The sequence below is a fragment of the Kribbella sp. NPDC051936 genome, assembly GCF_040680955.1.
Classification (GTDB): Bacteria; Actinomycetota; Actinomycetes; order Propionibacteriales; family Kribbellaceae; genus Kribbella.
On record NZ_JBFAXS010000019.1, the window covers coordinates 1 to 17,744 of the forward strand.

General features: G+C 65.4%; 15 protein-coding genes and 1 pseudogene. 6 read left to right on the plus strand and 10 right to left on the minus strand.

Annotated elements, in window-relative coordinates; translation table 11 throughout:
• Positions 1–76: 76 nt before the first annotated feature.
• Entirely contained in the window at positions 77–736 is a 660-nt protein-coding gene (locus tag AB0L64_RS40675) for a hypothetical protein (protein WP_363718377.1), read from the minus strand.
• Positions 737–1,302: 566 nt separating this feature from the next.
• On the opposite strand from AB0L64_RS40675, the gene AB0L64_RS40680 reads away from it, so the two are divergent.
• Positions 1,303–1,893, plus strand: a complete 591-nt coding sequence (locus tag AB0L64_RS40680) for a hypothetical protein (RefSeq protein ID WP_363718380.1) — start codon at positions 1,303–1,305, stop codon at positions 1,891–1,893.
• 280 nt (positions 1,894–2,173) lie between these two features.
• On the opposite strand, the gene AB0L64_RS40685 is transcribed toward AB0L64_RS40680, so the two are convergent.
• Positions 2,174–3,190 carry a hypothetical protein gene (locus AB0L64_RS40685; RefSeq protein ID WP_363718382.1) on the minus strand — a complete coding sequence of 339 codons (1,017 nt, stop codon included), beginning with the start codon at positions 3,188–3,190 and terminating at the stop codon, positions 2,174–2,176.
• Positions 3,191–3,962: 772 nt separating this feature from the next.
• Between AB0L64_RS40685 and AB0L64_RS40690 the strand changes: the two genes are divergently transcribed.
• Positions 3,963–4,118: an acyl-CoA dehydrogenase family protein gene (locus AB0L64_RS40690; protein ID WP_363718384.1), complete on the plus strand. Its 156-nt coding sequence runs from the start codon at positions 3,963–3,965 to the stop codon at positions 4,116–4,118.
• A 341-nt stretch (positions 4,119–4,459) separates the two neighbouring features.
• Here the strand turns inward: AB0L64_RS40690 and AB0L64_RS40695 are convergent, their stop codons facing one another.
• The 7 genes and pseudogenes from AB0L64_RS40695 to AB0L64_RS40725 all read right to left on the minus strand — a co-directional run bounded on the left by AB0L64_RS40695 (position 4,460) and on the right by AB0L64_RS40725 (position 11,550).
• A complete protein-coding gene (locus AB0L64_RS40695; protein ID WP_363718386.1) occupies positions 4,460–4,921 on the minus strand; it encodes a hypothetical protein in 462 nt (153 codons plus the stop codon).
• A 23-nt stretch (positions 4,922–4,944) separates the two neighbouring features.
• Positions 4,945–7,131: a HAMP domain-containing sensor histidine kinase gene (locus tag AB0L64_RS40700; protein WP_363718388.1), complete on the minus strand. Its 2,187-nt coding sequence runs from the start codon at positions 7,129–7,131 to the stop codon at positions 4,945–4,947.
• 85 nt (positions 7,132–7,216) lie between these two features.
• Positions 7,217–8,518, minus strand: a complete 1,302-nt coding sequence (locus tag AB0L64_RS40705; RefSeq protein WP_363718390.1) for a hypothetical protein — start codon at positions 8,516–8,518, stop codon at positions 7,217–7,219.
• Positions 8,519–8,526: 8 nt separating this feature from the next.
• A complete protein-coding gene (locus AB0L64_RS40710) occupies positions 8,527–9,585 on the minus strand; it encodes a hypothetical protein (protein WP_363718392.1) in 1,059 nt (352 codons plus the stop codon).
• Complete coding sequence (locus AB0L64_RS40715; RefSeq protein WP_363718394.1) at positions 9,582–9,989, minus strand: hypothetical protein; 408 nt, start codon at positions 9,987–9,989, stop codon at positions 9,582–9,584. The genes AB0L64_RS40710 and AB0L64_RS40715 overlap by 4 nt, the downstream gene beginning before the upstream one ends.
• Positions 9,990–10,265: 276 nt before the next feature.
• Positions 10,266–10,720: pseudogene (locus AB0L64_RS40720) on the minus strand (response regulator transcription factor).
• On the minus strand, positions 10,717–11,550 hold the full coding sequence (locus AB0L64_RS40725; RefSeq protein WP_363718396.1) for a histidine kinase: 834 nt from the start codon (positions 11,548–11,550) through the stop codon (positions 10,717–10,719). The pseudogene AB0L64_RS40720 and the gene AB0L64_RS40725 overlap by 4 nt, the downstream one beginning before the upstream one ends.
• A 463-nt stretch (positions 11,551–12,013) precedes the next feature.
• Here AB0L64_RS40725 and AB0L64_RS40730 point away from each other — a divergent pair, with 463 nt between their 5' ends.
• Positions 12,014–12,505, plus strand: a complete 492-nt coding sequence (locus AB0L64_RS40730) for a DUF6326 family protein (protein ID WP_363718398.1) — start codon at positions 12,014–12,016, stop codon at positions 12,503–12,505.
• Between the two features lie 192 nt (positions 12,506–12,697).
• Here AB0L64_RS40730 and AB0L64_RS40735 read toward each other — a convergent pair whose 3' ends face one another.
• On the minus strand, positions 12,698–13,585 hold the full coding sequence (locus AB0L64_RS40735; protein ID WP_363718400.1) for an aminoglycoside phosphotransferase family protein: 888 nt from the start codon (positions 13,583–13,585) through the stop codon (positions 12,698–12,700).
• A 125-nt stretch (positions 13,586–13,710) separates the two neighbouring features.
• Here AB0L64_RS40735 and AB0L64_RS40740 point away from each other — a divergent pair, with 125 nt between their 5' ends.
• The 3 genes from AB0L64_RS40740 to AB0L64_RS40750 all read left to right on the plus strand — a co-directional run bounded on the left by AB0L64_RS40740 (position 13,711) and on the right by AB0L64_RS40750 (position 17,664).
• Positions 13,711–15,114, plus strand: a complete 1,404-nt coding sequence (locus AB0L64_RS40740) for an alkaline phosphatase (protein WP_363718403.1) — start codon at positions 13,711–13,713, stop codon at positions 15,112–15,114.
• A gap of 143 nt (positions 15,115–15,257) precedes the next feature.
• On the plus strand, positions 15,258–15,629 hold the full coding sequence (locus AB0L64_RS40745) for a metalloregulator ArsR/SmtB family transcription factor (protein ID WP_363718405.1): 372 nt from the start codon (positions 15,258–15,260) through the stop codon (positions 15,627–15,629).
• The gene (locus AB0L64_RS40750; RefSeq protein ID WP_363718407.1) at positions 15,622–17,664 is read left to right on the plus strand and encodes a cation-translocating P-type ATPase; all 2,043 of its coding nucleotides are present in this window, start codon (positions 15,622–15,624) and stop codon (positions 17,662–17,664) included. Before AB0L64_RS40745 ends, AB0L64_RS40750 begins: the two co-directional genes overlap by 8 nt.
• Positions 17,665–17,744: the final 80 nt, after the last annotated feature.

The window sequence follows — 17,744 nt, forward strand, 5'->3', positions numbered from 1 at the left end:
CCAGTCCTCCACGTTCAACACCTCACGATCGTCACGGAGGTGGGTCAAAGTTCACCCGGAACCAGAGGGTCAGTATTCAGCCGGAACCGACAGGCTCCGCAAACGCGAGCACGTCGGACTTGATCGGTGGACCGACGAGGTTTTCTCCGCCATGCGTGAACGCATGCTCGAACGCCGCCCGAAGCCACCCCATCGCGCCAATGAGGTCGCCGGCATCCTCTGCCGCCTTAGCGCCGCTCAGATATCGCTTCACTATGGCCGACCGGATGGCCTCCGTCTCAGCAGCGAGAAAGTCGGCGGCCCATGCGAGGCGAACGATCTCGACCGCAGCATCCCGCGCGTAGACAAGACACTCGTGGACCTCGATCTCTGTGGGAATGCGCGCCTCGTGCTGTGCGGCGTTACGTAGGCTGCGAACATGCTCCAGGCCCGCGCGGCCGGGGACATCGTTCGCCGACCCCGCATTCCGAAACGTGTCGGCGGCACCCTCCAGCAGGGGCCGAAATCCCTGGATCTTTGGATCCACCTTCGACCTGAGGTGCCGCCCGGCATCGAACAATAGCGCCCGAGTCACGGTCTCGACCGCGAAGTCGAACTGCACGATCGCTGACGCCCGATCCGCGTCAGACACGCCGCCCGTTGCCAGGGCCTCAGCCGATCGGTACGTCCGCCGGGCCACCCGCAACCGCCGAGATGTCCTGTCACTCAGTTCACTAAACAGAACGCCGGAAGCCATGGCGGCACGATAGCGCCGCTCGCCCAGACGCCGCAGTCTGACGACGTCAGTGCTGGCTGGGTTCGCCACCCGACTGGCCGCCGCGGCACGCCGGCGCCGCGATGCGCAGCAACACCGCCTCGAAGCCCTTCAACGGATTAGACGGGCTGACGGGCACCCGCATCTAAGGCGGGTGTAGTCGGTCCGGGCCTGCCTGCCTACGAGGCCTCACGCCTCGCTGTGCGGCGACAGCTACCCGCGCCAGTGGCTCCGGGCCGGGAAACCGGCAACATGCCCATCAGCGTGCGCACCCAGAGGCCCGATGTTCGGCGTTCCACAGTTGCCCTCCGGGAGCGGTCCCGCAGCCGCCGACTGGTCGGCGCAAAGTTTGCGGCTGGCATTGGAACCTACCTATCCGTCTGGAGAAGCCGCCAACGGCGAGCTCCACCAAGCGGGCACCGGCTGGCGGTAGGCTCCGGGCAAGTCGGACGAGGAGGTCACCACGACTATGTGGAGAGCGGCGGTTCAGAGACCACCGCCGCGGCGCCTTGTCACGCCAGTTGCGAATTGGCAGCTACCCTCGCGTTGTGACGAAGCCCAAACTTCACAGCCTCGACAAGCTCAACCTGTTTCTGGGGCTTGTCGGTCTAGTGTCGGTCATTGTCGCCTTGGCCACGAACGTCTGGATCGTGGCCTTAGTTCTCGCGGTGAGCTACCTCGCCCTCTTGGTCGTAGTTGCCGTGCACGACCGTAGCGTTCCATGGTCCGCCTGGCGGATCATCATCGCAGTCGGGATCGTCGGCGCCGTTGTGGGCCTTCAGTCCTTGCCGTCGCGCACCTGGGAGGCAGACGTTGATACACAGGGTGACTGGAGGTGGCATGTCGAAGCTGGTAAAGAACTGAACTACTACCCGGTGACTGATGATCCCGAGTCGGGTCGCGAAATCGCCTCTCTGGTGGAACGCATCTACGCTCTGACGGTCAGTTGCTGGGAGAGCGGAAAGCTCACCACCAAAGACGGATCCATATCCGCCGCTGATGTCGATTGGGTCCTCGTCAGCGGCGGTGCGTTGGATAGCCTCTGGGTGCCGTACGTCGCGATCAACTCACGTAACCCTGGGGTGGCACGCAAACTTCCGCGGTGCAACTCATGGAAGGGTCGTCGATGGCCGTTCTAGCTCCCGTCAGAAACACACCGGGCAGGGATTATGAGAGCCATGGCACCTGCCACGCCAGACAACTTCAGGATGCAGGAGTTCGGAACTTCGTCCCTCCGGCCGACTCTGACAGCCCTATTTGACTTGAGTTCATGGCACGAACCATGGCACGCGGCAGAGGGTGGCTACTTCAGGGGGCAGCCAACCCCTTCAGGAGCGCTCCGGACGGAGCAAGCGAGTGTCGGCGTTGAGCCCAGTCGGAGCCCTGCATCCCATACGCTGATCGCTAGCGAGCCAACAACTATTCCCATCCGGGGGGCTCAGCGTCGGCAGGAGTCAGTATTGCGCCGGGACAGTCCATCGTAGGCTGGAGGAGGAATTTATGGCCAGCCGGCATTGTGAGGTTGTGTTCTACTGACACCACGCCGTCGAACGCCAGCGTCAGTCCTAACGACTTGTCTGACGCTCCCGCGGGCAGCAGAAGCGAGAATTCCTTGCCACGGGTGATCGACTCGGTGTAGGTCGGAGGTTCCGGATCTTGCATTGCTTGTGCAGGGAAGACTCCGATTGGTTCGGCAGTCTCATCCGGCCCGGGGGATGCGGGGAGCGACGCAGTCGCGATCGGTGGCGGTTTCCTGATCTTTAGGTCATCAATCCTCGATCCACGTCGCTCGGTCGGTTGGCCGTTGATATATAGGCGGGTCGGCGTCAGGACTGCGGTCGCTTCAACGTAAATGTGGGCTCCAGTGCCGCGCTCAGCTTGCAAGGTCCGTGTGGTTCCGACCGTCACGGTCCGTTGTACGCGGAAGGCGGCGGCGCCGATGGAGATGCTGATTCCCCCTGTCGCCGAATGCTCTGTGCTCCATACACACACATCCTTGGTGCCGGCGGGAGCGCCGTTGGATACCGAGATCGCGTACAACGTCGGTTTCAGCTTCACAACGCTGGGTTCGCCATCAGGATCGGTGCGGAACTCTAGTCCATTCCACCAGGTCTTCAGCTCTCGCCTCAAGTGGTCGAGGCGGTCCAGGGCCTGCTTGAGGCCGAAGCGTGGTGGTCGCAGGTGTGGCTTACGTGGTCCACCCTCTGGGTCACGAGGAAGCTGAAATCCCAGCTTCCACAACTCGTAGTACCCGAAGGTTGTCAATCCGTCAGGGCCCACAATCTCGCTTGGCCGAACGCCGCCGTAGACGACGAGTGTATCGATCACGGATGGATCCAGGCCAGCCAGTCGGAGATTAGCGGCACTGGCGTCTGGTGCCTCCTGCATTTGCTGCAGGAGAGCATCGAACTCCAGTTTCTCCGCATGCTTGCTCATTCGTCCCTCCTTCCATCGACCTGGCAGCGCTCGCGAAGGGAGCACTCCAGTACGAGAATGACTCTTTTACTCGCCGCGCAACAGGGTCGGCGCTGCGGCTTCCCTTTGGAGGTGGACGAGGAGGCCAACGTTCATGCTGGACCCCTGTAGATCGGCTCGCCTCGGATGGGGTCGGCGTTCACTGTCTATCGTTTCTCGACAGAGAATCCAGCACTCGGCTGGGCGCGCGCACCGACCGCTGCGAGAGTGTTGAGTACGTGCCACCAAGTCGTCGGGCCTTGGAACTCGATTTCCACGCTCGGTCATGCATGACTTCGGCAACCACAATTGTGACGCTGGTCGACGCGATCGCAAACGAGAGCGGGGGCCCTGAGTGCGACGCAGCGTCGTCAGCAGCCGTCAACAGCCGTCAACGCCCCCCGGTTCACTGCTCGCGATTGCTGCACCGGGCCGGAGGTCGTCGCGTCGTTTTGCTGAGCTGCACGGACTCCAGCTCGGACGGGTGACGCGCGGTTTAGGAAACCGGCGGTCACGCGGCGGCTACGTGTTTCCGACGTCCTCCATGGGATTGGCTTGGCCGAGTGACGCTCGGAACCACGATCTGCGATGGACTAGTGAGTCGGGCCACCTGACGCTGCTGGCTGCCTGATGCCGGAGTTGAGGATTCGCTCCTGTGTGCCAGCCTCGGGTGGGCTAAAAACGTTGCTGCAGGCAAGTTCCTGCTCCGTCACTGCTCCGTGAGACGCTGACAAACGCTGGTCACCGATGATCATTGACGAATGGCGAAACCGCAGGTCAGGAGGCAGATACGCTTCTCTCGGTCGAGGTTGCTGCCAGGCTGGAAGAGATCTACACCATCTTCGAAGGCACCAGCGAAATCCAGCGCTTGGTCATCGCCCGGGCCATCTCAGGCGTGCGCATCCGGTAGGCGAACGGCAGCCGCCATACAGGCGGCCTCTCGAATAGCCAAAGCGGAGCGGCTGCGGGAGGGCCGTTTCGCCGGGGGAGCGGAGCGACCCGCGTGCTACGCAGCCGGTCCGTCGCTCGGCTCCTCCCGCCTCCACAGTTGCTGGATCACTGTTCCTTCCGTCGCGCTACGGCCATGGCCTCCGCAGCGACTGAACCGAAAGAAGATCCTGGATTCAAAGGCACGCGCGGTTCTGCCTGGACGGAGTGTTCCAACTGCGCCGCATGAGCGCTGCGCGGCAGTGGGAGCTGCCTCGGCACGCGCTCGCATGCGCGGGCCGATGAAGCGATCTGTTGCCGGTCTCAGCTCGCCAGGCGGTCGGGAGGAACGAGATCGCGGATCTTTCGTGCGAGCATCTCGAGGTCGGCGCTCTTCCGTAGGTAGGCGCTGATTTCTCGGAGGCTTTCGCCGCTGCTCTCCAGATCACCACGTTCGAGAATTGTGTATATGATCACCGGTACCTTGCTCAACGCCTCATCCTTTGACAGTAGCTCCGCGCACCGAAGCCCGGCGCGGAAATACTCGCCGTCGATGACGTCGGGCGGGGGCGGTGTCATCTTCGGGCTCGGCACTGCCCACCTCAGCATCACGTCCATGATGACAATGTCGGGCTTCTTCAGCCGGAAGTCTGGGAAGCGTTCTCTAAACGCGCTCTCGGTGGTGAGTGTCTCGATCCTCGCGGTCGGGAAAGTTTCTGCGAGGTACTCCTCAAGCGGACCCTCTTGCAGGAAGTCGTCCTCGACGACAACGATGTATGCGGGCATCTGCAGCTCCTTCGGCGCTGGGTCTAGTAAGTCAGCGGAAAGACGAGTCGCACTGTTGTCCCGTCGCCTGTCGGGGTGAGGTCGATGCGCGCCTGCATCGACCGCATGAGGTTGTCGACGATCCAAAGACCGATTCCGGACCCCTCGCCGGTCGAGGCGCGGGCCAACGTGCCACGCCAGTTGCGCTGAAGGCAAAGAACTGCCTCTTCATCTTGCAGGGGGATACCCGTGTTCACTACGTGGATGGTGAAGGAGTTCGGTGCAACGGCACCGTAAATGTTGACCGTTGTATCCTCGTAGCTGTATTTCGCGGCGTTGTCGAGTATGTTTCCGATGCACTGTTCGAAGAATGCCCTGTCGATGTTCACGACTTGCCGGCCGAGCGCAGTGATTGATTCCCGGACGACGTTGAAGCGGATACGACGACGCGGATTGCTCAGCATCTGCGCGTCATCCGCAGCGGCGATCAGGAGCCTCAGCAGGTCGTCGCCGCTGTGTGTCTCCATCTTCGGCCGGGGGTGTGTGCCTTTGCTCAATGCCGCGAAGACTCCTGCTGACAGCGCGACGCGACTGGCTCTTCGGCAGAGACCGCGAACAGCCCGCAGTTGGGCTTCGGTCCTGCTGTCGAACCGTCCGACCTGGAGAACGCGATCCGTTCGGCTCGTAGCCGCCAGGAGTGGACTGACCAACTGATGTTCGAGGTCCTCCAGTGCCTGTGCCTGACCCTTGTTGGTGACCTCGAGGCGGTGGCGTGCCTCGCGGAGCCGTTGGAGGCTCTGCTGCAGGTGCTGGTAGAGACCGAGTTGGTCGCCGACGATCTCGCAAACCTGCGGAGAGTTCGCTGGTACGTCTCGCGAAGGCCCGAAGGCTTCCAACACCCCGAAGAACTTGTCGCCAACGCTGATGGGCGTTCCGATCAGCCAATGAGCGGCTGCTGTCAGCCCCTCGCTCGACAACGTCTCTGCGTCGGTTGCGATCCGTTGAGACTTCGACATGTGTACTACGTCTGCGAGTGGGGTTCCGTCGGGTGGCGCCCCGGCAAGCAGGCTTTCATGAGCGACGGGACGCGGCGTGTGGAAGGCGACAGTCAGTCTAGATCTGCTTCCGCCGGATGCCGTCGTGCGGAGCACACGTGCGCCGACGCAGTCCTGAACCACGTCTTGCACGATGCTTGTGGCCATCGCGTCGACGCGATCATCGTGCGGCTGATCCCGTCGCAGCTCATCCGCGATCAATTTGTTGAGAGTTGTGATCGCGGCGGCGAGACGGCGCCACGAGTCGATTTCAAGGGCGATCGTTCGCCGCTGCAGCCAGTTGCTCCAATGCTGTGCGATCTGAGAACTGATCGGGACGAGGAGTGACACGTCCGCCTGGGTGAAATGAGATGGTAGACCGTAGGTCAGGCTGCAACTAATGGCGCCCCAGATATCTTCACCTGTCGTCAGCGGTGCGACCATAAGTGTCCGGTTACTATCCAACTCGCCGGGTGGCAGGCTGCTGCCGGGCGACAGGCCGAAGTCTCCGGTCGAGGTGGCCACGTCAGGCGTGCCGCGTTCGACTGACTTTCCGACCAGACCTGTGGGCCGCCAGTTGCCTGGATCCCGGTTGCGGTTTGTCGAGGACGTCGCTGCGAGGGTGAGAGAGTCCGCGGCGTCGCCGCCTTCTCGCAGGTAGATCGACACGTCGGCGCACTTCAGAGAAGCGCCAATCGCCTGACACACTTTGGTGAGGTAGCTGAGAAGCAGCTCCCGGTTCAGCGGCTGATGGGACGATTCGAACTCTGCCTCCCGGAGAAGAGCGTCACAGACATTCACGAGGTCGAGTGTCTTGCGATCCCGCACGACGCTCAGCAGCTCTGGCAACACTTCAAGAAGGTCAGCGGCGACGTCGAACGCGTCGGTGAGACTCTGACCGCTGCTGCAGAGAGTCAGAACCCCATCGCTGCCGTCGAGGAAGTCGATGGGCAGTGCGGCGACGGTTGAGTTTGGAGATGCGCCGCCGGCCGGCTCGTCAGCAGAGGAGATTGCCAGCGTCCGATGGGAGAAGGCGGCCAGAGTCGTGGGGTCCGCACGGTTCGGCATCGTGAGCATCGACGTCTCGTCTCTTGGCCAGACCGCGACGACGGACGGAGCAGGGTTGCCGACCTTGTTTCGGGCGGCTTCCCACAGAATCACCGACGATGCACGTGTCGACTGGCCGAAGATCTCCATGAGCTCGTCCAGTCCCTTTGACGGGTCGCCTCGAAGGGCGACCCGGACGAGTCGCTGAAGCCACGAGGTCGACGTGGTGGCCACGTCAGATCTCTCCGCGATAGAGCCAGTCGGCGGGGCCTGACTGATTGGGGCGAGCGACCGTCGGCGCCGTTGTACGAGCCCGCACGTCGGCCAGGCCCAGGAGATCGACACGCGCCCTGTTCGACCTTGGCAGTACCTCCTCGTCCACCAAGGCGCCGCGGGCGGCCAGATCCTGGAAGACATGGGCTGCGAGCCCGATCAGAGCTGAGTCACTCTGAAACGGTGTCTGAGCAAGGCTGGCCTCCAAGACGTTCGCACACTGCTCGAGATGGACAGCAGCCTTGCTGTCGGCGAGACCCTCGACGAGGAGTCCCGGGACAACTTCGTCCTCCGGCTGCCAGTCATACTGACTCGGAACGATCTGGAGCAGGTCGGAGTAGACGGCGATCCGGTTCCTGCCGTCGGGCAGATGCCCGAGGAATCGGTAGAGATCGCTGTCACCTGAGCCGGCCAGGAGGTCATCGGTCTTCTCCACCAGCCACCGGAGCAGCGACACGGCCTCCTGGGCAGCCTTGTCGACGTCGGGCTCGACCTGGGCGCGAACTCGACGCCAGCCGACTGCTGAGAGCAGCCGTTCGGGGGCCTCGATACGAGAGGCACCGGCGAACGGTCGCCGAGTCAGTTGGTCTGCAAGATCGAAGAACCGCTCGGCCAGAGTACGGTGACGAGGCCGATCAATGTCGACGCCGAGTTCGCACACCTCGGCTGCAGTCTCGATCAAGAAGTCGCCCGGAACGTTGTGCCCCAGGGCTTCGGATTCGGTGAGGGTGGCCAGGGCAAGGTCGACTCTTAGGCGAGGGGCCTTGCCGACCCAGTCCTTCGAGATCGACGCGCCGATCTCGTCCTCCTCCGCTCCGAGTGCCCACCAGTCGAGCCGGTCTGCGCCTTCGGCGACGAACTGACGTAAGTAGTTCTTCGCCGTTATCGCCATCACGCGACGCACATCGGCCGACTCCTCGGCCGCACAGTCGACCAACGTCTCCTCGGCCCGTAGTAGGCGGAGGCCGGCCAGCGAGTCGGGGGATCGGAGCCCTCCCAACTCTCGGCTCGTACCACTGCGTGAGCTTTCTTCCGCCAACAGTTCACGCAAAGCATCGCTCTGTGCGACGTGCCAGAATTGCGAATTGCGACCGCCATCCGGGCTCTCGGCGGTGTTCCCGCCGGATCGCTCGACGAGCGGCCGGAGGGATTCCATGACCTCGGAGATCTCAGCGGGTTCAGAACTGCAATACGCCGCGAGTTGCGTGAGCGTGAACTCCTGTAGGGCGAGCGCGGCCGCCATGATGCCTGCGTTCGTTGACATCCGGCACCTCACATGACCTCGAGCAGCCGCTCTGCTTCGGTTGGATCCGCCACCCAGCTCCGCAGGGCTTCCGCGAGCGGTGGCGGCGGATCCTGCCAGCTCAGAAGGCCGACGAAGTGGTCCTTCACATCGAGCGGCCTATCGACCAGGTTGAGCTGAACTGCGAGCCGAGCGACCCGAGCGATGCTCTCGTCCTTGCTCAGGCCGCGATCCCGCTCCAACCAAGCGATCAAGCACCTTGCAGCCATATGGCCGATCGCCCGTGCATGGACCTCGGGCGCTTCGGGGCGCCTTTCCAGCACGGCCTTGAGACGCTCTGCGTGTTGACGCGCGGCGGGAGCAAGTTGCGCGTCGATTTTGGACGCCCACTGGTCCAGGAAGTAGTAGGCCGCCCAGTCGAGAAATCCCTCGGCGAAATCGCTGTCGTTCTTGGCCTTGTCCTGGTGCGCCGGCACATGACAGACGAATTCGTGGGTCAGCACCATGGGCACGGCCGCATACGCGGCGGGCCCGAACTTGTCGCAGAAGATCCGGAGTTCGACCTCGGCCGACTGGGCGTCGGGGGGCCAAGGGGTCATTGCTGTCACGGCGTAGGGATCGGCGGCCAGGTCCGCATTTCGCGGATGACTGAGCATGTGGGCCACCGACAATCGCGACCGCCTCCAGCCAGCGCCATACAACGCTTCAGCCTGCGCTTGAACGGCTTCGAACAGCTCGCCGAATGGGTCATCGACGCTGGCGGCAGAGACCAACGTCTGTAGCTCGATCAACAACTGCCGCTCATCCGGTCCGGCGGGCTTCCCGTCAATCGTCTGAGTGATGACCGCAAGCCATTCGCGCGCAAGGGTCTCGACGGCCGTATCGTCATCGCAGTCCAGGTCTGCAAGCTTCCGTGCCGCGAGATCGAGCTCGATGAGTACGAGTTGCACGGCCTGCATGCCCTCCGTCGCCATCGTGAGGCGCGCCAACGCAGCCCTGGCAGACCGAAAGATCGCTGCCCGCGCGAGCAGGCTGCGCCAGAGTGGCGGTTCGAGCAGCACGTACGGCGACGTGCCCGCCGTGCTCATGTCGAGAGCCTCTCAGGGCCGTCATTCTGCTGCTCCTGCAGGACGTTCACGCCGAGACGGCGCCGCAGCCGGGGCCAGATCACCTCCTTCCACAAGGTCTCCGCGATCTTGGACCCGACGCTGACCGTGATGCCGATCAAGATCGGGGTGACAAAAGGCTCGAGACCCTGCGCGCCTTCCTTGACATCGACCTTCAGGTCGGCAATTTCCTGCAGGTCGACACCTGCTTGCTGGACCGCTGTCGAAGCCTCGCTCGATGGGTCCTTTAACTCTGCGACGATGTCATCGACCGCCGCTTGAATCGTGTCGGCCCCCGCGTCGCCGCGCGCAAAGCGCAGTTCGATCGTTGAATTGTCCATCGGATTCCCCCCACGCACCGCGCCCTTATCGACGCGCAACTCCAATGTCCCACTCCAGCGGCTCGCACGCCAGACCCGAGACTGTGCGACGACAACCACGGGGCCTGCAAGACTGCCTGGAGCCGTTGAATCTCACACGGCGGCCGATCGCGGAGAACCCACAGCGAGCGAACGCTTGTACATATTGTGGGCGCGGGGGCTCCTGGGCATCTCCATTCAACCCGTACCGGGCCCGAAGGGTTGGTGGGCGCCGTTGTTGCACGCGTGGACGACCCGGTCGCACTCATGAACCGCAGGCGCCTACGCTGCGAGCTGTATCTACTAATTTGCTCTCACGCCTCTGGTGTCGTGGGCCCACATTGCGATTTCCACGCGGTTGCGTGCGCCGAGTTTGGTCATCAACGATGCGACGTGGGACTTGACCGTGCTCAGGCCGACGAAGAGCTCGGTGGCGATCTCGGCGTTGGTCCGGCCGCGTGCCACCAGCGCGAGGACCTCCTCCTCGCGTTCGGTGAGCGGGTCGATGGGCGGGACCGGTACCACGGGCGCCCGGTCGGCGAAGGTCGCCAGGAGCCGGGTCACCTCGACGCCGTCGAGCCCGGGCGGTCGGATGTCGACGAGGAGGACATCGGGACGCAGCCGGCTCGCCATGTCGAGCGCCGCGAGCCCGTCTGCTGCTTCCCCACGACCTCGAGGTCGGGTTGCATGCCGAGGATCATCACCAACCCAGTACGCACCAAGTCCTGGTCGTCGGCTACGACAACACGGATGCTCATCCCAACGCCTCCACCGGCAGCACGGCCTCGACCACCCAGCCACCCCCGGGTCCCGGCCCGCGGAGAGCGATCCGCCGAGGAGCTGGGCGCGTTCGGCCATGCCCAGCAGGCAGGCCGAACCCGGGCCCCGGCTCGGTCTGTCCGTCGTCGCTGACACGCAGCCTGACTGCGTCGCCTTCCCGGCGTACGTCGATCCCGACACGGGTCGCGCTCCGGACGTGCCGTACGGCGTTGGTCAGCGACTCCTGCGCGAGCCGATAAAGCGCGGCGTCTACGGGTCGCGCGAGCCGGGGCAACGAACCGTCCAGCGAGACCTCGACGGTGGGCGTCGCGTCCGCGCGGGCCAGAGCAGGCAGGTCCGCGACACCCAGCAGCGGTGCGTAGGCGACGCCTTCCTCCTCACGCAGCACCCGCACCATGGATCTCATCTCCACGAGGGTTCGCGACGTTTCACACTCGATCGCGGCCAGGATCTCGGCAGCCTTCTCCGGCTGAATGCCCGCGACCACGCCGCCGGCCTGCGCCTGCGCCGCGATGGCCGAGACATGGTGGGCCACGGTGTCGTGCAGCTCGCGCGCCAGCGCCACCCGCTCCTGATTGCGGATCTCGCGCTGTCGGCGATGCCAGAGGTCCGCGCGGTAGCGGAACACCACCGCGAGGGCGACGATCAACAGCAAGAGGACGCTCCCGCCGAAAATCTCGGACCAGCCCGCGGAAGAGGCGTACATCCCCAGCACGACGACAACTGTCACGAATGCCGTCCCCAAGACGATCTCCCGGCCCGAGCCCCAACGCACCAGGGAGTAGAGCAGGATCAGGACGGCCGTCATGGAGTCGAGGGCCCAGGTCCCCGGCGTGCGCAGTCAACTGGAGGACCGAGAGCAGCCCGGCGATGCCCCCACCCCGACCAGGGCAGTCACCAGGGGGCGGCTCCGCCGCCAGAGCAGGGCAGGCATCAGCGCCAAGGCGAGCACCGTCACAAGGGGTCGCCAGGCCAAGCCCGGCCGAGCGATGCCCTCGACCAAGACAGCGACCGCGAACACGCGCCCACCAGCAGCCAGTCGAGCCGACCGACGGGTGGGGCGTCAGCAAGCCGCGGCTCATGCCAGATGGAGCGCCGGATAGTAACCACGGCTCCAGCCTAGGGATCGGGCGCGCCTTGGCGTACCCGCCGAAAGAACTAGACAGAGACCATGCCATCGGCCAGGCGAACCCCAGCCTCCAGGCCGAGGCGCCCGCCGCCGGGCCGGGCGATCGTGGACCTACCGATCCTCACCACGAACGGAGCACTCGATGAGAACACGTCAACCCGCCACCGCCACACTGGAAGACCAGCCGATCTCAGTGAGAGCCAAGCTCGCCGCAGCGTGGACAAGCTTCATGTTCCTCTACGCCTACGTGGACATTCTCAACTTCTTCACGCCCGGCGTCATCAAAGACATCCTCGACGGCAGGGTCTTCGAGTTCGACCTCTCCCAGACCTTTTCGGCCACGGCGCTGACTCTCGTGGCCCTCCCGATCCTCATGGTCGTGCTGTCGATGACACTGCCCGCCAGGGCGAACCGCATCACGAACCTCATCGTGGCTTCGCTCTACGTCCCCGTCACGGCATTCAACGCGGTGGGCGAGTCCTGGCTGTACTTCTACGGCCTTGGAATCGTCCTGGAATTGATCCTTCTCGCCCTCATCCTGCGGTACGCCTGGACCTGGCCCCGCACCGCACCGTCGGCGACCCTGGCGACCAGCCCCGACCGCGAATCCGTTCGCGCCCAACAGCAAGCGTGAACGGCTGCGTCGGCTGGTGGCCATGTCTCTCCTGAAGCATGCGCTGGTGAGAGCTCGCTGAACGGCTTCGGCCGGGGAGCACAGCGCCGCCGCGGACGCGTTGTGTCCAGAACGGCTCGGGTCGGGTGACTCTGTCCGCTTCCAAGGAAGGTTTCCAGCAGGCAGTCTTCGGGTTACTGCGGGAGCCGGTGGCTACGCGGTGAGGCGGTCTGCTTCGGCGAGTAGGAGGTGGGCGAAGGGCTGGAAGTCGATGGTGTGGGCGTAGAGGCCGCTGATGACTCGGTGGATGGTGCCCCATTCCCAGATGGCGGTGGCGTCCACGCCTGTGCGGGAGGCGAGGCGCTCGGTCCGGGATCGGAGGTCGTCGCCGAGGTTTGGGTTGCAGCGGACGATGGTGCCGAGGTCGCAGGCCGGTTCGGCTCGTAGGCCGGCTGGATCGATGAGTTTGTAGGTGCGGTCGCTCGCCTGGAGGGCGTTCATCTCGTGGATGTCTCCGTGGACGAGGACTGCGGTCCGGTCGTCGTGGGCGGCGTGACGGCGGTTCATGCAGTTCAGGGCGTCTTTCACGGTGGCCGGTGAACAGGGTCGTCCCGCCTGCTCCCACAGTTTGGGCAGTCGGTCGGCGTACTGCTCGGCCAAGGTCGCGCCGGTGGGAAGGTCGATGTCGGGAGCGATCGGACGCCACAGGCGAACCGCCACGTCGCACAGCAGGTTGTGGCGGCTTGTGGGGTCGGCCACGACGTCGTACATCGGAGCACCGAGGCGCTCCAGCAGAAGGGCTTGTCGACCCAGGTCCTCGCGCAGCAGCTTGGCGCATCCCACCCCGTCTGCGAGGCGCAACGCGGTGGCCTCGTGCCTGATGTCCCGACCTGGTACGCCGATCTTGAGGACCGCGGGGTTTCCGTCAGCGAGCGTCACCTCGACGGCCAGCGCGGCGTGACCGCCCCCGAAGCTGGAGCCGATCACCAGAGACCACTCCTGAGCCAGCGAGTCGACCAGGCCGGGCACCTCGTCAAGCCAAGAGTCGTTCCCGTCGGCCACGACCGTTTTGCGGACCTGATCAGGGATGTCGAGGCTCATGCCGTCAGCCTAGTGAGAGAGCCTCCGGGCGGCGCGCATGTCACCTGGTGGTCGCTTGACGGCCACCTGGCGGATGGGACGACTGCATACGGTCCCGATGTTTCGTCCGATCGGAAGAGCCCGTAATGATCAGGAAAAAGGCTTTTGTGGCTGCGTTCGCCGCTGCCACGGTGATTGCCGCGGCGGGGATGGCCTCGGCCGCCGCCAGCGGCGCGTTCGACTCTGCTCAGGCCGGTGACGCCGGCAAGCACAACCCGCAGCCGCAGCGCGGGCCGAAGAACGTGATCTTCTTCCTCGGCGACGGCATGGGGACGCAGGAGATCACCGCGGCGCGGTACTACCAGGGTGTTCGGAACAAGCTGAACGTCGACCGCGCGCGCTACACCGGCTTCGACACGACATGGTCGGTGAAGCCTGGCGTCAAGGCGCCGTACCTGCCGGACTACGACCCGGACTCGGCCTCCACCGGGTCGAGCTGGGCGACCGGCAGGAAGACGATCGACGAGCGGATCTCGCAGGGCCCGAGCAGCGCCGAGAACGTGCCGGGCACGAACTACGAGACGGTGCTGGAGCTGGCGCAGAAGCGCGGCCTGAAGGTCGGTGACGTCTCCACCGCCGAGATCACCGACGCGACTCCCGCCGTGCTGGCCTCGCACATGTCGCTGCGCGGTTGCCAGGGCCCGGCCGACATGGCGGCTTGCCCGAAGGAGACCAAGGCGGCCGGTGGCCTCGGGTCGATCGCGGAGCAGGAGGTCGATCACAAGGTCGACGTACTGCTCGGCGGTGGCCGTGGCCGGTTCGAGCAGCAGATCACCGGCGGCCCGTACGCCGGTAAGACCGTGGTCGACCAGGCCAAGGCGAACGGCGTCCAGTACGTCACCGACGCGGCCGGACTGAAGTCGGTGAAGGCCGGCAAGCCGGTGCTGGGCCTGTTCAACAAGAGCAACATGTCGCTGGAGTGGAGCGGCCCGGCCGCCGCGCTCGGCAAGGGCGGTGCGGCGCAGTCCTGCCAGGAGAACCAGCGCCCGGCGAGCGAGCCGAGCCTCGCGGACATGACCTCGAAGGCGATCAGCCTGCTGGAGAACAAGAAGGGCTTCTTCCTGCAGGTCGAGGGCGCCTCGATCGACAAGCAGGACCACGCCACGAACGCCTGCGGCCAGATCGGTGAGACGGTCAACTTCGACAAGGCGATCGGTGTCGCGCTCGACTACCAGAAGATGCACCCGGACACGCTGGTCGTCGTCACCGCGGACCACTCCCACACGAGCCAGATCGTCGGCGAGGACGCTTCCGGCACCGGCCTGCCGACCGGTTACTCGACCAACCTGACGACCAAGGACGGGCAGACGCTGACGCTGACCTACGGTACGGCGGGGTTCGGCGGCGACGGCAAGGCGCCGGTCGCGAGCGGCCCGAGCCAGCAGCACACCGGCGCCGTCGTGCCGGTCTGGGCCAACGGACCGGGTGCCGAGGCGGTTCTCGGCACGAACGATCACACGCACCTGTTCGACGTACTCCAGGGCCGGTGAACGACCGGTTGGTCTGCAGTTGACCGCCTGGAACGACCAGCGGAGGCGCCTCGGGGTAGTGAACCTGGGGCGCCTCCGCTGCTCGTGCTGAGCAGCTTGATACAGTCTTGGCTTAATTCAGGATCGACTGTATCGTCTCGCGTATGAGTGACGGGCTTGCGGTTGCGGTGGATGCGGGGGCGTTGGCTCGTGTCGGGGTCGCGTTGGCGGATGAGAATCGGCGGCGGTTGCTGCTGGCGCTGCTGAACGAGCCCGGGTTCCCTTCGGATCTGGCTGATCAGTTGGGGATGACTCGGGGGAACGTGTCGAACCATCTCGCTTGTCTGCGGGGCTGTGGACTGGTGCGGACAGTCCAGGTCGGGCGGCGGGTGCGGTACGAGTTGGCCGATCCGAAGCTTGCCCATGCGTTGGCGGATCTGGCCGCACTGATTCTGCTCGTCGACCATCAGGGTGCGGCGGGGGAGGTCTGCGGGCCTGAGGACTACGACTGCGTGGACGAGGTCTCAGGTGGCTGACGCTTGCTGCGCGACCGACGGGCAGGTGCTGCCGGAGGGGGAGGGTGCGCCGCCGGCCGCGATCTGGCAGGTGCGTGAGCTGCAGGTGGCGGCGGTGGCCGCGGTGCTGCTCCTGGCCGCGGTCTTCGTACCGTCCGACGTGGCGCGGCTTCTCGAGCTTGCGGCGCTGGTTGCCGGTGCGACGGCGTTCGTGCCGGAGACGGTTCGTGGTTTGCTGCGTGGGCGGATCGGCGTCGGTCTGTTGATGACACTCGCCGCGGTCGGTGCGGTTGCCTTGGGCAATTATGGCGAGGCGGCGATGCTGGCGGTGCTGTTCTCGATCGCCGAGGGCCTTGAAGGGTACGCCGTTGCGCGGACGCAGCACGGATTGCGTGCGTTGCTGAGTCTGGTGCCGCCGTCGACGACCGTCGTGCGTGGCGGCGTTGAAGTGGTGGTTGGGCCGGCGGAGTTGCGGCTCGGGGATGTGCTTGTGGTGAGGCCGGGGGAGCGGATCGCGACGGACGGCGTGGTGTCGTCCGGGCGGAGTTCGCTGGATACGTCGGTGGTCACCGGTGAGTCGGTGCCGGTGGAGGTCGGAGTCGGCGCGGAGGTGTTCGCCGGGACGGTTAATGGCGCCGGCGTACTCGAGGTGACGGTCACGGCCACGGCGGAGGACAACTCGCTGGCACGGCTGGTCCACACCGTGCATGAGGCTCAGGAACGTAAGGGTGCGAGTCAGCGGCTGGCTGAGAGGTTCGCCAGGCCGCTGGTGCCCGGTGTTCTGGTGCTGGCCGCTGTGGTTGCCGGTTTGGGGAGTCTTCTGGGTGATCCGGGTGTGTGGATCGAGCGGTCGCTGGTGGTTTTGGTGGCGGCGGCGCCGTGTGCGTTCGCGCTGTCGGTGCCGGTCGCGGTCGTGGCGGCGATCGGGGCTGCGTCGAAGGCCGGCGTACTGCTCAAGGGTGGAGCTGCGGTCGAGGCGCTTGGCGCGATCCGCGTGGTCGCGCTTGACAAGACCGGGACTCTGACTCGCAACGAGCCGACAGTGATTGAGGTCGTGGCTGTGTCCGGCGAGGATCGGTCGAGGGTGTTGTCTGTGGCGGCCGCTTTGGAAGCGCGGAGCGAGCATCCGCTGGGTGCCGCGGTTCTGGCGGCCACCGACGCGGTGACGCCGGGAAATGATGTCGAGGCAGTGCCGGGCCACGGGCTTCAGGGTACGGTCGCTGGGCGTCGGGCGCGGTTGGGGAAGCCTGGGTTCATCGCGGCTGGTGCGTTGGTCGCCGACATCGGGCGGCTGCAGGATGCTGGGGCGACTGTGGTGCTGGTCGAGTACGACGGCGTACTGCTCGGCGCGGTTGCGGTTCGTGACGAGATCCGGCCCGAGGCTGCCGAGGCGGTCGCGATGCTGCGCAGTCAGGGCGTTGACGTGGTGATGCTGACTGGCGACAACGCTCGTACGTCGGTCGCGATCGGCGCGCTGGCTGGGATCGAGGACGTGCGTGCTGAGCTGCGGCCGGAGGACAAGGCGCGCATCGTGACCGAGTTGAAGACGCGTGGTCCGGTGGCGATGGTGGGTGACGGCATCAACGACGCGCCGGCGCTGGCGACCGCGGATGCCGGGATCGCGATGGGGGCGATGGGCAGCGACGTGGCGATCGAGGCTGCTGACGTGGCTTTGATGGGTGAGGATCTGCGCCGGCTGCCGGATGCGATCGCGCATGCCCGCGCGGCGCGGCGGATCTTCACTCAGAATCTGGTGCTGTCCGGCGGGATTCTGGTTGCGCTGGTGCCGCTGGCCGCGACCGGTGTACTGGGGCTGGCGGCGGTGGTCGCGTCGCACGAGCTCGCCGAGGTGCTGGTGATCGGCAACGGTATTCGTGCTGGCCGGAAGAAGCGTCTGCCCACTCACCGGGCGCTTCGTGCGGCGCAGGCGGCGAGGGTCGTCCGGGCTCCGGAGCCCGTCGTGGTGGCAGCCGGCCGGTCGCTCCTCTCACTCAGTGCCACTCGCCCCGCCTCGACACGCTGCGGAGACGGCCCGTGCACCTGCGACCACGCCTGAACTGACGCACGCGCTGTGTGTGGTGCGGGTTGTCCGAGCCGCCCGCGCGCTGGCGATGGTGCACGGTCACTGGCTGGGCC

Coding starts and splice junctions, on each gene's coding strand:
- AB0L64_RS40730 (WP_363718398.1), top strand. CDS start 12,014: ATGAGAACACGTCAACCCGCCACCGCCACACTGGAAGACCAGCCGATC.
- AB0L64_RS40725 (WP_363718396.1), bottom strand. CDS start 11,550: ATGACGGCCGTCCTGATCCTGCTCTACTCCCTGGTGCGTTGGGGCTCG.
- AB0L64_RS40710 (WP_363718392.1), bottom strand. CDS start 9,585: ATGAGCACGGCGGGCACGTCGCCGTACGTGCTGCTCGAACCGCCACTC.
- AB0L64_RS40675 (WP_363718377.1), bottom strand. CDS start 736: ATGGCTTCCGGCGTTCTGTTTAGTGAACTGAGTGACAGGACATCTCGG.
- AB0L64_RS40685 (WP_363718382.1), bottom strand. CDS start 3,190: ATGAGCAAGCATGCGGAGAAACTGGAGTTCGATGCTCTCCTGCAGCAA.
- AB0L64_RS40735 (WP_363718400.1), bottom strand. CDS start 13,585: ATGAGCCTCGACATCCCTGATCAGGTCCGCAAAACGGTCGTGGCCGAC.
- AB0L64_RS40705 (WP_363718390.1), bottom strand. CDS start 8,518: ATGTCAACGAACGCAGGCATCATGGCGGCCGCGCTCGCCCTACAGGAG.
- AB0L64_RS40740 (WP_363718403.1), top strand. CDS start 13,711: ATGATCAGGAAAAAGGCTTTTGTGGCTGCGTTCGCCGCTGCCACGGTG.
- AB0L64_RS40700 (WP_363718388.1), bottom strand. CDS start 7,131: ATGGAGATCTTCGGCCAGTCGACACGTGCATCGTCGGTGATTCTGTGG.
- AB0L64_RS40695 (WP_363718386.1), bottom strand. CDS start 4,921: ATGCCCGCATACATCGTTGTCGTCGAGGACGACTTCCTGCAAGAGGGT.
- AB0L64_RS40745 (WP_363718405.1), top strand. CDS start 15,258: ATGAGTGACGGGCTTGCGGTTGCGGTGGATGCGGGGGCGTTGGCTCGT.